The organism is Pseudomonas sp. RA_15y_Pfl2_54 (assembly GCF_963971015.1).
GTDB classification, from domain to species: Bacteria; Pseudomonadota; Gammaproteobacteria; order Pseudomonadales; family Pseudomonadaceae; genus Aquipseudomonas; species Aquipseudomonas baetica_A.
In genome coordinates, this window is record NZ_CAXAPN010000001.1 from 25,227 (window position 1) to 38,664 (window position 13,438).

15 protein-coding genes and 1 pseudogene are annotated in these 13,438 nt (G+C 60.7%); 4 read left to right on the forward strand and 12 right to left on the reverse strand.

Annotated features, from left to right (window positions below):
• Positions 1-10: 10 nt before the first annotated feature.
• The gene (locus AACY50_RS00200) at positions 11-592 is read right to left on the reverse strand and encodes a YjfI family protein (protein ID WP_238547068.1); all 582 of its coding nucleotides are present in this window, start codon (positions 590-592) and stop codon (positions 11-13) included.
• 238 nt (positions 593-830) lie between these two features.
• Entirely contained in the window at positions 831-1,379 is a 549-nt protein-coding gene (locus AACY50_RS00205; protein WP_339431288.1) for a cysteine hydrolase family protein, read from the reverse strand.
• A gap of 101 nt (positions 1,380-1,480) precedes the next feature.
• Between AACY50_RS00205 and AACY50_RS00210 the strand changes: the two genes are divergently transcribed.
• Positions 1,481-2,482 (forward strand): GlxA family transcriptional regulator, encoded by a 1,002-nt coding sequence (locus tag AACY50_RS00210; RefSeq protein WP_339464764.1) that lies wholly within the window; start codon positions 1,481-1,483, stop codon positions 2,480-2,482.
• 42 nt (positions 2,483-2,524) lie between these two features.
• Here the strand turns inward: AACY50_RS00210 and AACY50_RS00215 are convergent, their stop codons facing one another.
• From AACY50_RS00215 to AACY50_RS28615, 4 genes and pseudogenes are all read right to left on the reverse strand, one after another.
• Positions 2,525-3,511 (reverse strand): lysylphosphatidylglycerol synthase domain-containing protein, encoded by a 987-nt coding sequence (locus AACY50_RS00215; RefSeq protein ID WP_339495771.1) that lies wholly within the window; start codon positions 3,509-3,511, stop codon positions 2,525-2,527.
• Positions 3,508-4,782, reverse strand: a complete 1,275-nt coding sequence (clsB, locus tag AACY50_RS00220; protein ID WP_339431291.1) for a cardiolipin synthase ClsB — start codon at positions 4,780-4,782, stop codon at positions 3,508-3,510. Before clsB ends, AACY50_RS00215 begins: the two co-directional genes overlap by 4 nt.
• Positions 4,779-5,576: an endonuclease/exonuclease/phosphatase family protein gene (locus AACY50_RS00225; protein ID WP_339431292.1), complete on the reverse strand. Its 798-nt coding sequence runs from the start codon at positions 5,574-5,576 to the stop codon at positions 4,779-4,781. Before AACY50_RS00225 ends, clsB begins: the two co-directional genes overlap by 4 nt.
• Before the next feature lie 2 nt (positions 5,577-5,578).
• A pseudogene (locus AACY50_RS28615) lies at positions 5,579-5,674 on the reverse strand (DUF72 domain-containing protein); the annotation flags it as partial.
• A 324-nt stretch (positions 5,675-5,998) separates the two neighbouring features.
• On the opposite strand from AACY50_RS28615, the gene AACY50_RS00230 reads away from it, so the two are divergent.
• Positions 5,999-6,883: a sugar nucleotide-binding protein gene (locus AACY50_RS00230; protein ID WP_339538023.1), complete on the forward strand. Its 885-nt coding sequence runs from the start codon at positions 5,999-6,001 to the stop codon at positions 6,881-6,883.
• Positions 6,876-7,805: an NAD-dependent epimerase/dehydratase family protein gene (locus AACY50_RS00235; protein ID WP_339431294.1), complete on the forward strand. Its 930-nt coding sequence runs from the start codon at positions 6,876-6,878 to the stop codon at positions 7,803-7,805. The genes AACY50_RS00230 and AACY50_RS00235 overlap by 8 nt, the downstream gene beginning before the upstream one ends.
• Before the next feature lie 180 nt (positions 7,806-7,985).
• On the opposite strand, the gene AACY50_RS00240 is transcribed toward AACY50_RS00235, so the two are convergent.
• The 5 genes from AACY50_RS00240 to AACY50_RS00260 form a co-directional block, all read right to left on the reverse strand.
• On the reverse strand, positions 7,986-8,684 hold the full coding sequence (locus AACY50_RS00240) for an OmpW/AlkL family protein (protein ID WP_221730257.1): 699 nt from the start codon (positions 8,682-8,684) through the stop codon (positions 7,986-7,988).
• 191 nt (positions 8,685-8,875) lie between these two features.
• Positions 8,876-9,394, reverse strand: a complete 519-nt coding sequence (locus AACY50_RS00245; protein ID WP_339538024.1) for a DUF3299 domain-containing protein — start codon at positions 9,392-9,394, stop codon at positions 8,876-8,878.
• An 11-nt stretch (positions 9,395-9,405) separates the two neighbouring features.
• Positions 9,406-10,671, reverse strand: coding sequence for an ABC transporter permease (locus tag AACY50_RS00250; protein ID WP_339431296.1), 1,266 nt, complete (start codon positions 10,669-10,671; stop codon positions 9,406-9,408).
• Position 10,672: 1 nt separating this feature from the next.
• Positions 10,673-11,383 (reverse strand): ABC transporter ATP-binding protein, encoded by a 711-nt coding sequence (locus AACY50_RS00255; RefSeq protein ID WP_339538025.1) that lies wholly within the window; start codon positions 11,381-11,383, stop codon positions 10,673-10,675.
• Between the two features lie 53 nt (positions 11,384-11,436).
• Positions 11,437-12,036: a DUF2796 domain-containing protein gene (locus AACY50_RS00260; protein ID WP_339538026.1), complete on the reverse strand. Its 600-nt coding sequence runs from the start codon at positions 12,034-12,036 to the stop codon at positions 11,437-11,439.
• A gap of 135 nt (positions 12,037-12,171) precedes the next feature.
• Here AACY50_RS00260 and AACY50_RS00265 point away from each other — a divergent pair, with 135 nt between their 5' ends.
• A complete protein-coding gene (locus tag AACY50_RS00265) occupies positions 12,172-12,528 on the forward strand; it encodes a hypothetical protein (RefSeq protein WP_339464760.1) in 357 nt (118 codons plus the stop codon).
• A gap of 4 nt (positions 12,529-12,532) precedes the next feature.
• On the opposite strand, the gene trxA is transcribed toward AACY50_RS00265, so the two are convergent.
• On the reverse strand, positions 12,533-13,405 hold the full coding sequence (gene trxA / locus AACY50_RS00270) for a thioredoxin (RefSeq protein WP_339538027.1): 873 nt from the start codon (positions 13,403-13,405) through the stop codon (positions 12,533-12,535).
• Between the last annotated feature and the right edge of the window lie 33 nt (positions 13,406-13,438).

A 13,438-nucleotide genomic window follows, 5' to 3' on the forward strand; every position in this document is an offset into this window, starting at 1 on the left:
TCCCTGTTGATTACTTGAAGAAGTGTTCGAAGGCTTCGCTGGCGCGCTGCACGTTATCGACCAGGGTTTTCACCTCGGTCACCACGTTGGTCAGGCTCGAGTCGGCGCTGAGGGCGCCAAACATGTTGTAGACGGTCTGCCCGTTCGGCATCGACTCGATACCGATCGACGACAGCGGGAACATTTCCCGGCTGCGCAGTACGGCGTCGTTGAAGGCGCGCACGTCGGTGATCGAATCGATGTCCACCAGCACGGTGTCGACGATGATCTGTGCGCCGGCCAGGGCGATGTGAATCGGCAGACCGCCGAATTCGTTCATTTCCAGCTTGATGCTGGGTTCGGAGCTCTGGATCAGAGACAGCGTGATCTCTTGCGAAGCGACCTCGTCCAGGGCCTTGAGGGCGTTGAAGAGGCTGTCGATATTCCAGTTGTTGCCTGCGCTCATGTAATTCTCCGACATGAAAGAGCCAGCCAGAATCGGTTGGCGTAGCTGTTGCTCCATTTGTTTGAGCAAGCTTCGGTTTTCCGGAAGCACCCAAGTTTCGTGTTTCACATAACCGGCAGCCGCCAGGCCCGCACGCATCTGCTTCATATAAAAGCTGGATGGTTTTTTCGCGGACGGTTTTGAGCGCACTCCCTTTGGGTCTGATGCGGTAGCGGGGGAGCGGCTTTTCATGGCATTGATTCCGTTATGAACATCTCACGCGTGGGCCACACTACAACCAATTCAAAGTGCCATCAATGGCTCACGCGTGAGATTTTTCCGGCGCTCGCAAAAACGCCCGCAACGGGGCGGGCGCAGTTTATTTTGCAAAGTGTTTCCGGCAGCGTCAGCGCAGGAGGAACTCGTCGGTGGACACCACGCTGGCGTAAGCGAAGCCCAGGGCTGACATGAAGGCCGCGTGGACGTGGTCTGCCGGTACGGTCATGCCGTTGAACTCCAGATCGCGGCTGGCGCAGGCGTCGTGAATCACCGTGACGTCATAGCCCAGATCCGCCGCCGCACGGGTGATGCCGTCGATGCACACGTGGCTCATGCTGCCGACCACCACCAGTTCCTTGATGCCTTGTTCGTCGAGAATCGATTGCAACTCGGTTTCGCGGAACGCGTTGACGAAGTGTTTGAGTACCACGGGTTCGTCGGCACGATTGAGCACTTTGGGGTGCAGTTTGGCGCCGTCCGAGCCGGGGGTGAAAAACGCGGCGTCCGATGAGGTGAACTCATGTCGAATGAACACCACCGAATCGCCGGCTTCGCGGAAGGCTGCGATCAGTCGCGCGGCGTTGTCGGCAGCGGCGTCGGCACCGGTGAGCGGCCATTTGCCTTGGGGGAAGTAGTCATTCTGGATATCGACTACGATGAGCGCTTGCTTGGCCATGGGTGTGTCCTCGATGGATTGGCTGGAAGTGCCTTCAGTATTGGCGCTGCCGAGCGACTCGAGGATTGGCCGCACCGACAATAGACAGGGGAAAACTGACAATGGGTGCACAAAGGGCTGCCGTGGCCGGGTTGGGCGTGCTGATTTATCCCGGCGCACAAATGGCGGCCGTGCACGGTTTGACTGATCTGTTCGCGGTGGCGAACGGGATTGCCGCCGAGCATGAGGCTGCACAACTGCCGTTACTGCGGGTCAGTCATTGGCAGGTTGAAGGCGATCAGGCGCCGAAGCGGGTTTTCGACAGTTGTACGGGGGGCGAAAGCGAATTGCTGGCGGTACTGATTCCACCCTCGATCGGTGGTTTCTGCGAAGCTCAGGCATCAACCGGGTTGCTGCACTGGCTGCGTGAACAACACGCCCGTGGCGCAACGCTTGGCGGCGTCTGCGCAGGCTCTTTTCTGCTGGCGGAGAGCGGTCTGCTCGACGGCCGCAGCGCCACCAGTCACTGGACCTCGGCCAAGGTCTTCGCCGAACGCTATCCGAACATCAGACTCAACGCCGATGCACCGATTGTCGATGACGGCGACCTGATCACCACGGCCGGGCTGATGGCTTGGTCGGAGTTGGGGCTGCGTCTGGTCGACAGGCTGTTGGGCCCGAGCATCGCTACCGCTACTGCGCGGTTTCTGGTGATCGAACACAGCGACAGCGCCAGTGAGTGCGGCAGTCATTTTGCGCCGATCCTCAGTCATGGCGATGCGCCGATTCTCAAGGTTCAGCATTGGCTGCAAAGCACTGGCGCGACGGATGTTTCGCTGACGGCAATGGCCGAACGCGCGGGGTTGGAGGAGCGCACATTCCTGCGCCGCTTCCGCGCCGCGACCGGGTTGAAACCGACCGAATACTGTCAGCATTTACGCGTCGGCAAGGCACGCGAGATGCTTGAATTCACCAACGGTACGATTGATCACATTGCGTGGAAGGTGGGGTATCAAGACCCAGGAGCGTTTCGGGCGACCTTCAAGAAAGTTACCGGGCTGGCGCCCAGTGATTATCGCGCGCGGTTTGGTGTCACTGCGCCAGTGAAAACACCGAGTACCTGATTGGGGGCTGCTCGTGACGAAGCCGGCAGCCTCAAAACAACATCAGGAAGGCGTCTTTTCGATCTGCAGCGCTTTGGCCTTGGCCTCCACCACCAGATACATCACGAGCGTAATCAACAACGGCAACAGAAAATAAATCGCCCGATAGGCCAGTAACCCCGCCACCAGACTGCCCCGCGACGCTTCGTGTTGCAGCAGTGCAACGAACACTGCTTCCAGTACGCCCAACCCCGCCGGAATGTGAGTAATGACCCCGGCAATCGCACTGATCAACAGCACGCCGAGCACCAGCGGATAGTCGAGCTTGCTCGGCAGCAAGGTGAAGATCACCGCCGCCATCAACGACCAGTTCAGCGCGCCCAGCAGCAGTTGCAGCAAGGCCATGCGCAGCGACGGCAGGTTGATTTCCACGCCGCGAATCGACCACTCGCGGCGCTTGGAGAACTGGCACGCGGCCAGATACCCGGCACTGATCAATAGCAACACCACACCGATACCCTGCAGCGCTGTGGTGCTGACTTTCCAGCCCGGCGGCATGCTCACCAGTCCACTGCTGAACACCACGCCTGCGATGGTCATGTAGCCGAACCAGTTGGTCGCCAGGCTCAGCCCGAGGATTTTGGCAATGTTGCTGTTGCTCACGCCCAGACGCGAGTACAGCCGGTAACGCATGGCTATGCCGCCAACCCAGGCACTCAGATTCAGGTTGAACGCATAGCTGATGATCCCCACCGGCAGGATCTGTTTCCAGGTCAGGTCCTGGCGAATGTAGGTGCGGCCGATCAGGTCGAAACTGGCGTACGTCAGAAAGCTCAGCAGCGTCAGGCCGGCGGCAATGATCAGCGTGCGCAGCTTGAAATCGGCGAGAGTTTCCAACACGTCGGCCCACTCGATACGGCGGGCGAAAAGCGTCAGCAATACCATCAGCGCGAGGAAAAACAGCACGGTCAACGGACGTTTCCACTTGCTCCAGCGTGAGTGCGCGGCGGGCGCTGAATTGCCGCTCGATTGCGCTTGGGTATGACTCATGAGCGGTCACCTCGAAACGGCTTGAGCCTGGGTTTGTGTGCCGGTAGCCAACCGGCCATTGCCGGAAAATGCCGCAGAAAGTGGAACACCAGAAAGCCCACGGTCATGTGCCAGATTCGTCCGCGTGGAACCATGGCCGGATCTACCGTCTGGCAATGGTTGAGGCTCAGGTTTTCGAGGCGCTCGAACAGGTCACGGTTAAAGGCGCGATCGCGGATCACGACGTTGGCTTCCAGGTTCAGCGACAGGCTGAGCGGGTCAAGATTGCTTGAGCCGACCGTGCTCCAGTCCTCATCCACCAGCGCGACTTTGCCGTGCAGCGGGCGCTGACAATACTCGTGGATTTTCACCCCGGCCTTGAGCAGATAGTCATAGGTCATGCGCGCCGCGATTTTGGCCACCAGCACATCCGGTTCACCTTGCAGAATCAGCCGAACATCGACGCCGCGCCGCGCTGCATTGCGAATTTCCTTCAGCAAGCGGTAGCCGGGAAAGAAGTAAGCGTTGGCGATCACCACTCGCCGCTGAGCACTGCGCACGGCCTGTAAATACACGTCTTCGATGTCGGTGTGGTGCTGGTTGTTGTCGCGAAACACCAGGCGCACCTGACCATCGTGATCGGTGAAGGCCATTTCTGTCCGGCGCTGCCGGCGGCGTTGCCACCAGAATCTGGCACGTCCGGGTCGCCCGCTTTGCAACAGTGCGAAATGGTGAATGTCCGCCACGGCCGGGCCCTGAATCTGCACCGAATAATCCTGCTTGGCCTCGGGGCCGAAGTCGGCCAGGTGATCGCCGGAAAAGTTGATCCCGCCAATAAATGCAACCGTGCCGTCGACCACCACAATCTTGCGATGCAGGCGCCGAAACCAGTTGGTGCGAATGCCCAGATGTTTGGGGGCCGGATCGAACATCTGCAGATAGACGCCGGCCTCACTCAGTGCGGTGAGATAGCCGGTGGTCAACTCGCCACAACCGAAGCCGTCGAGGCTGACGGTCGTGCGCACGCCACGGCGGGCGGCGTCGATCAGGATTTGCTGCAACTCCTTGCCGACCTTGTCCTCGAAAACGATGAAGGTCTCCAGCAGGATCTCACTCTTGGCTGCACGCATCGCGTCGAACACGCGCGGGAAATACGCCTCGCCGTTTTCCAGCAGTTCGATGCGGTTGTTGCTCTGCCAGCGGTATTCGACATCGACGTGCCCGGGTTCGCGTATCGGCGGGGTGATGTTCACCGATTCCGCGGCGGACTTCTCCAGTGGTGCGCTGTTCATAGTTCGATCTCCACCGATAACGGTGCATGGTCGGAAAGGTGGGACCAGGGCCGGTTCGCCAGCACTTTTGGCTGACGGGTCTTGAGGTTGCGCACGTAGATGCGGTCCAGTCGCAGGGTCGGCAGACGCGCGGGAAAGCTGCGCGCCGGTTTGCCGTGATGTTCGGCGAACACTTCCCGCAAGCCGCAAGGCTTGAGCAATGCGTCGGCACGCTGGCGCCAGTCATTGAAGTCACCGGCGACGATTACTGGAGCATCGTCTGGCAGTTCGGCAAGGCGCTGCATCAGCAAGCCAAGCTGAGCGTTGCGGTGGCTTTCGCGCAGGCCCAGATGCACGCAGATCGCATGTACCTCGGTGCCATCGCCGGGCAGGCGCAGCACGCAATGCAACAAGCCACGGCTTTCGTGGCCGCTGATCGAGACGTCGAGGTTGTCATGGCGGATGATCTGGAATTTCGACAACACAGCGTTGCCGTGATCGCCCTCCGGATACACCGCATTGCGCCCATAAGCGAACTGCGGCCAGAGGCTGTCGGCGAGGAATTCGTACTGCGGCATCGTCGGCCAGTTGTTATAGCGCTTGGGATGGAGTTCGTGGGTGCCGTGGACTTCCTGCAGGAACACCACGTCGGCGGCCACACTGCGCACCGCTTCACGCAACTCCGGCAGGATGAATCGCCGATTGAGTGCGGTGAAACCCTTGTGCGTGTTAACCGTCAGCACAGTGAAGCTGCGTACCGATGGCACGACGACCGATCCTTCATCGGTGAAACCGACCGGTTCCGGAATGCTCATGGCAGCCCCCGCGAGGCGAATGCCAGCCCATGAGGGGCGAAATCCCCGCGCCACGGGGCGTAGCGCCAGTCGAAAATGCCGATATGAATCGATGCCATGCCGCCCTCCCGTCGAAAGTCCCCGTACAGCCTCAGTGTGTTGATGACTGCGGGCGGTTCGGGAAAGTTTCGATGGCTTTACGGACGGTGCATTTTCGAGAAACCCCGTACACCCCGCTCCCACAAAAGGAGTGTGCGCCGCAGCACCGGTGGCGGCCAGCGATGGGGCAGTTGCTCGTACACAAATTCCGGCCATCGACACTTTACGGGTGACGGTTGCGCACTAAACCCGCAAAATGCAACGATTCCGGCAATTATCGACGACGGGGCCACAAGCAACGTCGCCAAAGCCATCGTTCCAATCAGACTGGGCCTGCTGACTCTATGCGAATGCGCCTTATGTTACTGGGCGGCGGAAATGCCCTTGGGCAGGCGCTGATTCGCCTCGGTGCGGAAGAAGACATCGGTTTCCTCGCCCCCCGCCCGCCCGAAGACGGCTGGGATGCCGCGAGCCTGACGCAACTGCTCGACGACACCCGTCCCGATGCGTTGATCAACCTCGCCTACTATTTCGACTGGTTCCAGGCCGAGATCGTCAGCGAAAGCCGCATGGCCGGGCAGGAGCGCGCTATCGAGCGTCTGGCCGAACTGTGCCGGCACCACAATATCGTCCTCGTGCAGCCGTCCAGTTATCGCGTGTTCGACGGCTCACGTGCCACGGCCTACAGCGAAAAAGACGAACCAGTGCCGCTGGGTTTGCGTGGTCAGGCCTTGTGGCGCATCGAGCAAAGTGTGCGTGCAGCGTGTCCGCAGCATGTGTTGTTGCGTTTTGGCTGGCTGCTCGATGACAGCCCTGATGGCACCCTCGGGCGTTTTCTTGCCCGTGCCGAGCAACCGGAAGAGTTGCTCCTGGCCGATGATCGTCGCGGCAATCCGACGCCAGTCGATGACGCCGCACGGGTGATCATTTCGGTGCTCAAGCAACTCGATTGCGCCGCGCCGCTGTGGGGCACTTATCACTACGCCGGCCACGAGGCGACCACACCGCTGGCGCTGGGCCAGGCGATTCTGACCGAGGCCCGCAGCCTGCACGCGCTGGCCATCGAAGCACCGACCGCTCAGGCTCACGCCGCGCGGCCGGACGCCGCCGAGGAACCGCAACACGCGGTCCTGGCCTGCAAGAAAATTCTGCACACATTCGGGATCAAGCCGCGCGCCTGGCGTGCAGCGCTCCCGGGCTTACTGGATAGGTTTTACCGACATGGCTGAAGGGACTGTTTTAATCACCGGCGGCGCGGGTTTCATTGGCTCGCACCTGACCGACGCATTGCTTGCTCAAGGCCATTCGGTGCGAATTCTCGATGACTTGTCGACCGGCAAACGCAGCAATCTGCCGCTGGACAACCCCAGGGTCGAGTTGATTGTCGGTGATGTGGCTGACGCAGTGCTGGTCACCCAAGCGATGCAGGGTTGCAGCGCCGTAGCGCACCTGGCGGCCGTGGCCTCGGTGCAAGCGTCGGTGGATGACCCGGTGAAGACTCACCAGAGCAATTTCATCGGCACGCTGAACGTTTGCGAAGCGATGCGCCTGGCCGGGGTCAAACGTGTGTTGTACGCCTCCAGCGCTGCGGTGTACGGCAACAATGGCGAGGGCGAATCAATTGATGAAGACACGCCAAAAGCGCCGCTGACGCCCTACGCGTCGGACAAACTGGCTGGCGAGCATTATTTTGATTTCTACCGCCGTCAGCACGCTTTGGAACCGGTGGTTTTCCGCTTCTTCAACATCTTCGGCCCACGCCAGGATCCGTCCTCACCGTATTCCGGGGTCATCAGCATCTTCAGCGAACGTGCGCAGAAAGGCTTGCCGATCACCGTGTTCGGCGATGGCGAGCAGACGCGGGACTTTCTGTATGTCGAGGATCTGGTTGACCTGTTGGTGCAGGCGATCCAGAGGCCTGAAGTGGAAGTCGGTGCGGTGAATGTCGGCTGGAATCAGGCGATGAGCCTCAAGCAGATGCTTGCGGAACTGGAAACCGTCGTCGGTGAATTGCCAGCGGTCAGCTTCGGCCCGGCCCGCTCCGGTGATATCCGCCATTCGCGGGCGAATAACACCCGGTTGCTTGAGCGTTTCAAGTTGCCCCGGCAGACGCCGATGAGCGTTGGTCTGGCGCGGTTGCTCGGCAAGTAAGTTTGTTTCAGACATGAAAAAGGCGCCCTGTGACAGGCGCCTTTTTCACGGCCGGAATTTGTCGCTATCCCTGTGGCAAGGGGATTTTCCCCCGGTCAACCGCAAAGCAGTTGCCGTCAGTTTGAAGTCTGCTCACCACCAAGCCTCATTCACCACCACGTGAACGTTCGGTCAATCGACTTAGAACTTATAGCCCAAACCCACCATGTAGATGAACGGATCAACATCCACATTCACCCGTGCGCGAGTACCGGGCGCCACGGCGTTGTTCTCGACGGTGGCGCGGGTATCGATGTCGATGTAGCGCACTTGGGCGTTGAGCATGATTTTGTCGGTCAGCATGTAGTCCGCGCCGACCTGCCAGGCCAGGCCCCAGGAGTTTTTCGCCTTGAAGTTGCTGAAGCCGTTGGCGCTGGCTTCGCTGCCGACGTGCTCGTCGTAGATCCAGGTGTAGTTGATGCCGCCGCCCACGTACGGTTGGAACGGCGATTTCGAATCCAGCGGGTAGTAGACGACGCTGAGGGTCGGTGGCAGGTGTTTCAGTGTGCCGAGCTTGCCGTTGGCTGCTGCCAGGCCGGTGCCTTTGAGCTTCACGTCATGTTCGAACGGCGTGGCCGCGAGCAACTCAATGCCGACGTGGTTGGTGAGCATGTAAGCGAAGTTCAGGCCCAGTTGAGTGTCGCTGCTCATGGTCGCCTTGCCGCCCAGATTGGTGCCGCTCAACGGCCCCTGATCGACCTTGACGCTGGAGCTGTCGGCCTTCGGGTTGACGGTGATCGCACCGGCACGAATCAGGATGTCACCGGCATCGTGGGCGTGGGCGAGCGGGGCTGCGAGCGCGAGGGCAAACAGCGAAGCGCTGAGCAAGGACTTGTTCATGGGGGCTCCGAAAGGACGTTAAAAATGTTTGATGTCCTATGGTACGAAGCCAACTGATACGGTCTTTTGACTCAGCTCAATGAAACAGTGAAGGGGCTGATTTGTGTGGAACCTTGCATCAACACAAATCCCCTGTGGGAGCGGGCTTGCTCGCGAAGGCGTCCGCTCAAACAACACGAAACTAGCGGGACTCACTCCGGCAGCTCATACACATAAATCTTGTCCGCCTCCATCTGGTACCCCGCATCCGCCAGCTCGCTGCTCGAGGCTTTGACCTGCAACGGCCCCTCGACCCAATACGGCTGATACAGCTCATCGAGCTTCACGCCCAACTCACTTTTCACATGCACGATCTGGTTCGACGGCGGTGGCGGAACATGGATGCAGGCACCGAAGTAGGGGACCAGCAAAAAGTCCGTGGTGCGTCCTTCTTCATTCACTTCCAGCGGCACGATATACCCCGGCAGACGAATCTTCTGCCCGTCAAGTGACTGCACCACCGGGGCGTCGGGCAAATCCTGCTTGGCCGCTGGCGCCGACTCGGCGGACAACGCATCGCTCATCTTCGACAGGTCATGCAGCGGCGTCATGTTGGGCACTTCCGGCGCGGCGTCCGGCGGGATCATCTCCGACCAGGTCAGGTCTTTGGGCACCGCCGCCCACACGGGCAGGGCGACCAGTAACAGCAGCGCGAGCATGGCGCGGGGCATGGTGAACATCCTCATAAACGGATCGACAGGCCATCGGCCAAGGATTGGCGATACGCGCGCCAGGCCGGCACGCTGCCCATCAGCAGCGCGGCCGCCAGAATGCCACCGAGCAGTGTCCATTCATACTCGCTCGGCCACGCCAGCGGCAGATACAAACCGTAATTGGCCTGCACGTAACCCTGCGCGGCGGCGATGCCGATGTACAGCAACCCCAGCCCAGCAATCACCCCGGCAAACGCCAGCGCAAACGCCTCCAGCACCAGCAGGCTTGCGATGTGCCATGGCCGCGCACCGACCGAACGCAGAATCGCCATCTCGCGACGGCGCTCGTTGAGGCTGGTGAGAATCGCTGTGAGCATGCCGATCAACCCGGTCAGCACCACGAACAGCGAGACCACGAACAGTGCTTTTTCAGCGGTGCTCATCAGGCTCCACAACTCCTGCAACGCCACGCCGGGCAGGATCGCCAACATCGGTTCACCACGGAATTCGTTTATCTCGCGTTGCAGCGCAAAGGTGGAGATCTTGCTGTTGAGGCCGAGCATGAACGCGGTGATCGCTTGCGGCGTCAGGTCCATGTTGCGCGCCTGATCGGCCGTGATCCGCCCATTGCCCCGCGCCGGCACGCCGTTGTGCCAGTCGATGTGGATGGCCTCCATGCCGCCAAGGCTGATGTGCAACGTACGATCCACCGGGGTGCCGGTGCGTTTGAGAATGCCGACCACGGTGAACGGTTTGTCGTCGTGTTTGACCAGACTGATTGCCGCCACGCCGTGGGCCAGCACCAGTTTGTCGCCGAGTTTGTAGTGCAGGGCATCGGCCACTTCCGCACCGAGTACCACTTCGAACGGATCGGTGGCGAAGGCGCGCCCCTTCGCGAGTTCCAGGTGTTGCCGGCGACCGTACTGGTAATGCTCGAAATACGCTTGGGTGGTGCCCATTACCCGATAACCGCGATGGGAGTCGCCGAGGGACATGGGGATCGCCCATTTCACTTTCGGGTTATTGGCGAAGTGTTCGAAGCTGTCCCAACGGATGTTGTTGGTGGCGTTGCCGATGCGGAACACCGAGTACAACAACAGATTCACCGAACCGGAGCGGGCGCCGACGATCAGGTCGGTGCCGCTGATGGTGCTGGCGAAACTGGCTTTGGCCTCGGTGCGCACGCGCTCGACGGCAAGCAGCAAGCAGACCGACAGGGCGATGGCGAACGCGGTCAGCAAAGCGGTAAAGCGGCGGTTGGCCAGGCTGGCCATGGCCAGACGAAACAGATACATCTCAGACCTCGGCAGACGTGGCGGCGCGATTGAGTTCGGCCAGGGACAGGTGACGGTCGAACAGCGGGGCCAGACTCTGGTCGTGACTGACAAACAGCAGACTCGAACCGGCCTCGCGGCATTCGGCGAACAGCAAGCGGATAAAGTTTTCCCGAGCGTCGTAATCCAGCGCCGAAGTCGGTTCGTCAGCGATCACCAATTCTGGCTGACCGATCAAGGCGCGGGCGGCGGCGACTCGTTGTTGCTGGCCGATCGACAGCGAATCGGCACGACGGCTGAGGATGCGCTCGTCCTTCAGGCCCAGGTGGGCGAGCAGGGTGGCGGCGGCTTGATCGACGCTGCCATGGCGCTGTTTGGCCCGTTCGGCGCGCAGTCTGGAAAAGTGGCAGGGTAGCTCGACGTTCTCGCGCACCGAGAGAAATGGCAGCAAGTTGAACTGCTGGAAGATGTAGCCGGTGTGATCGACGCGGAACGTATCGCGGGCACCGGCGGAGAGTGCGGTCAGCTCCTGGCCGAGCAGGCGAATGCTGCCGCGATCGGGTTTCTGTACCCCGCCGAGCAAGCCAAGCAGGGTGGTCTTGCCGCTGCCGCTGGGGCCTTTGAGGAACAGGGTTTCGCCCGGTTCCAGACGAAACGCCGGGATGTCCAGCAGCGGCGGGTGGCCGGGCCAACTGAAGCCCAGGTCGGACAGTTCGATGAGTGCTTGGGTCATGGCGCCAGTTTCATGGAGTGAACACATACCCCCTTGTGGGAGTTTCGCAGTAATCAGAACTTCAGGGAGGCAGCCTTGGCCGTTACTTCAGTGCCTTGCTGGCCGCTGGCGCTGATCAGTTGTACCTGAATTTTCTGGGTCGCCGGGAAGGTGTTGAAGATGTTCGCCAGATCCAGCGTCTTCAACGCGCCCGGGGCTGTGCAGTTGAACTGATAGTGAGCATGGATTTCGCTGTGGTCGTGGTGATGTTCGTGGCCGCCCTTGTCGGCTTCATCGTCGTCATGATCGTCGGCCTGCGGCTTGTCGCCGAACAGCGGGCTTTCCAGTTCCTGGCTGACCACTTTGCAACCGGCAGCGGCAGGCAGGCTGAACAGCACCAGCGGTTTTTCGAGTTGCGCGCGGGCGGCGGCGACCTTGGTCTTGTCGGCCTCTGTGGAGGCGACGTGTTCGAAGCCGACCAGATTCATCGCCGGGCTTTCCAGTTCCAGCTCCAGTGTTTGCCCGTCGAGCGCAGCATTCAGGCGACCGACACCATGTTCATGCGCACCGAGGCTGCCGTGCTCATGGTCGTGATCGTGATCATGTTCATCAGCCGCATGGGCGATGGCCAACGGCAACAGGGCAAACGGCAAAGCGAGCAGCAGACGACGCATGACGGTCTCCGGGAAGTAAAGTGAAGAGTTTGTTATGTAATCTTATAACGAAAGTGCGCAGAGTTTGCCCGTGCGCTTGGCGTTACACAAGTCCCGTGGGAGCATGCGTGTCAGAAAAGTGCGGGAGCGAACTCAATGTTGCGGATACGCGGAACCGTCGGCGCGGTGCCGGTGGATTTGACAGTGGAACTCGATGACAGCGACTGGGCGCGGCTCGGTTCGGCCATGAGCGGGCAGTTACCGACTGAGCAACCGCAGAGCGCAGCAGCGCCAGCGGCCAAACCGATGAATCAAGACGATGCCTTGTGGCAGGTCGCGCAGGATTTGTTGCGCAAGGCCGGGCAACTCAGTGGTCCGGATCTGCTCGATCAGTTGCAAGGACTGACCGGCAGTGCCACGGCGGGCAAGCGCCTGCTGGTGCGCTTGCGGCACAGTTCACAGGTAAAAGTGGCGAGCGGCGGGGATACGCCGCTCTACAGCTGGGTCGAGTGAGCGCTTAGTACAGCGCAGCAAACATTTTGCGTCGGTAGGCGGTCACCAGCGGGTGATCGTTACCCAACAACTCGAACACCTGCAGCAAGGTCTTGTGCGGCAAGCCTTCGCCATAGTTGCGGTTGCGGATGAACAGCTTGAGCATCGCCTCCAGCGCCGCTTCGTATTGCTGGCGAGCGAGTTGCTGGATCGCCAGTTGATACACCGCCTCATCGTCCTGCGGATCTTTCGCCAGCCGTGCTTTCAGGTCGGCGGCATCGGGCAGGTCGCGGGCAAGTCCGAAGAACTTGATCTGTGCCTTGGCCCCGGCCAGCGCGGCTTTGTGCTCATCGCCCTTGACCGCGTCGAGCACCGTTTGCGCTTCGCTCAGTTCACCGCGTTCGGTCAGGCAGCGGGCGTACAGGATCAAGGCCTTGGCGTTGGTATTGTCGTCATTGAGCATGACCACCAGCGCCGCTTCGGCATCGGCAAAGCGGCCGTCATCGAACAGTGCCTGAGCCTGTTCGAACGGATCGGCTGCGGCAGGTGGCGGCATCTGCACATGGGGTTCGAGCAAGGCGCGTACGGCGGATTCCGGTTGGGCACCGGCAAAACCGTCGACCGGTTGACCGTCCTTGAACAGCACCACGGTCGGCAGGCTGCGAATACCGAAGCGGTCGACGATGTCCTGCTCGATATCGCAATTGACCTTGGCCAGCAGCAGCTCGCCCTGATAACTCTCGGCAATGCCTTGCAGCATCGGCATCAGCGCCTTGCACGGCGCACACCATTCGGCCCAGAAATCCACCAGCACGGGTTTATTGAAGGAAGCCTCGATCACCGACTGGTCGAAGTCGGCAGTCGTGGCGTCGAAGATGTACGGCGTTGGATGACTCATGGGGGATCTCGTAAAAGCGTGGATGGGGCAACT

Bases quoted from the DNA above. Each gene is read 5' to 3' on its own strand.
- AACY50_RS00250 (WP_339431296.1), bottom strand. From the start codon at position 10,671: ATGTATCTGTTTCGTCTGGCCATGGCCAGCCTGGCCAACCGCCGCTTT.
- AACY50_RS00255 (WP_339538025.1), bottom strand. From the start codon at position 11,383: ATGACCCAAGCACTCATCGAACTGTCCGACCTGGGCTTCAGTTGGCCC.
- AACY50_RS00210 (WP_339464764.1), top strand. From the start codon at position 1,481: ATGGGTGCACAAAGGGCTGCCGTGGCCGGGTTGGGCGTGCTGATTTAT.
- trxA (WP_339538027.1), bottom strand. From the start codon at position 13,405: ATGAGTCATCCAACGCCGTACATCTTCGACGCCACGACTGCCGACTTC.
- AACY50_RS00245 (WP_339538024.1), bottom strand. From the start codon at position 9,394: ATGCCCCGCGCCATGCTCGCGCTGCTGTTACTGGTCGCCCTGCCCGTG.
- AACY50_RS00225 (WP_339431292.1), bottom strand. From the start codon at position 5,576: ATGAGCATTCCGGAACCGGTCGGTTTCACCGATGAAGGATCGGTCGTC.
- AACY50_RS00240 (WP_221730257.1), bottom strand. From the start codon at position 8,684: ATGAACAAGTCCTTGCTCAGCGCTTCGCTGTTTGCCCTCGCGCTCGCA.
- AACY50_RS00235 (WP_339431294.1), top strand. From the start codon at position 6,876: ATGGCTGAAGGGACTGTTTTAATCACCGGCGGCGCGGGTTTCATTGGC.
- AACY50_RS00230 (WP_339538023.1), top strand. From the start codon at position 5,999: ATGCGAATGCGCCTTATGTTACTGGGCGGCGGAAATGCCCTTGGGCAG.
- AACY50_RS00265 (WP_339464760.1), top strand. From the start codon at position 12,172: ATGTTGCGGATACGCGGAACCGTCGGCGCGGTGCCGGTGGATTTGACA.
- AACY50_RS00205 (WP_339431288.1), bottom strand. From the start codon at position 1,379: ATGGCCAAGCAAGCGCTCATCGTAGTCGATATCCAGAATGACTACTTC.
- AACY50_RS00260 (WP_339538026.1), bottom strand. From the start codon at position 12,036: ATGCGTCGTCTGCTGCTCGCTTTGCCGTTTGCCCTGTTGCCGTTGGCC.
- AACY50_RS00200 (WP_238547068.1), bottom strand. From the start codon at position 592: ATGAAGCAGATGCGTGCGGGCCTGGCGGCTGCCGGTTATGTGAAACAC.
- AACY50_RS00215 (WP_339495771.1), bottom strand. From the start codon at position 3,511: ATGAGTCATACCCAAGCGCAATCGAGCGGCAATTCAGCGCCCGCCGCG.
- clsB (WP_339431291.1), bottom strand. From the start codon at position 4,782: ATGAACAGCGCACCACTGGAGAAGTCCGCCGCGGAATCGGTGAACATC.